This window comes from Buchnera aphidicola (Pemphigus obesinymphae), assembly GCF_026122815.1.
In the GTDB taxonomy this organism is placed as follows: Bacteria; Pseudomonadota; Gammaproteobacteria; order Enterobacterales; family Enterobacteriaceae; genus Buchnera_C; species Buchnera_C aphidicola_BJ.
The window spans coordinates 1-867 of record NZ_JAIWQW010000051.1; the positions used below are offsets into that span (position 1 = coordinate 1).

General features: G+C 19.0%; 1 protein-coding gene and 1 pseudogene. Both read right to left on the bottom strand.

Going from position 1 to position 867, the window contains the following annotated elements:
- Nucleotides 1-134: 134 nt before the first annotated feature.
- A complete protein-coding gene (gene trxA / locus LDP10_RS03005; RefSeq protein ID WP_265197262.1) occupies nt 135-467 on the bottom strand; it encodes a thioredoxin TrxA in 333 nt (110 codons plus the stop codon).
- 90 nt (nt 468-557) lie between these two features.
- A pseudogene (leuD, locus tag LDP10_RS03010) lies at nt 558-867 on the bottom strand (3-isopropylmalate dehydratase small subunit); the annotation flags it as partial.

The following is an 867-nucleotide window of genomic DNA, read 5'->3' on the forward strand; positions in this document are numbered from 1 at the left end:
TACAATCCATCTTTTTTTTATTAATTTGTTAAATAATTAAATTTTTTAACATAAATATATTTCATACTATCATATTTTTTTAAAAAGTCTAGCGGTTCTATATAAATTTTAAAAAACCGCTATTCTATATAAAATTATATCAAATATTTGTTTAAAAATGTTTGTAATTGTATTTTAGAAAGTGCACCTATTTTAGTTTTTATTAACTTTCCATTTTTAAATAATAATAAAGCAGGAATTCCTCTAATAGAATATTTAGGAGCTGTGTCGGGATTTTCATCAATGTTTATTTTAGCTACTATTAACTGATCTTGATACTCAACAGCTATTTCTTCCAAAATAGGAGCTAACATTTTACATGGATTGCACCATTCTGCCCAAAAATCAACTAATATAAATTTTTTTTCTTGTAATATATTTTTTTCAAAATTTTCGTCGTTAAAATTGACAATTTTCGTATTATTCATTTTTTTTCCAATTTTTAGTATTTTGTACTATTATAGTATATATTATTTTTTTAAAATATTAATTTATATTATATTTTTATTTGATAAAAATTATTTTTTTATAAAAAAATCAAATATTTTCTTTTCATATTTAGTTATTTTTTCTTCATTTTTTATTGTTAAATCGATTTTATCTAATTGATGCATAATACAAAATTTATGTAATGCGTCAATTTTAAAATGATATGAATAATTTTTTGCTAAAATTGTGTTGTTTTGCAAATCTATTGTGAAACTTACATTTTTATAATTTGATGTTATATCGAACAAAGTATTAATTTCATTTTCAGATAAAATAATTGGTATCAAATGATTATTTAAACAATTATTATAAAATATATCACCGAAACTAGAAGCAATA

What these genes read in the sequence shown, in the direction of transcription:
- trxA (WP_265197262.1), bottom strand. Translation starts at nt 467, where the DNA reads ATGAATAATACGAAAATTGTCAATTTTAACGACGAAAATTTTGAAAAA.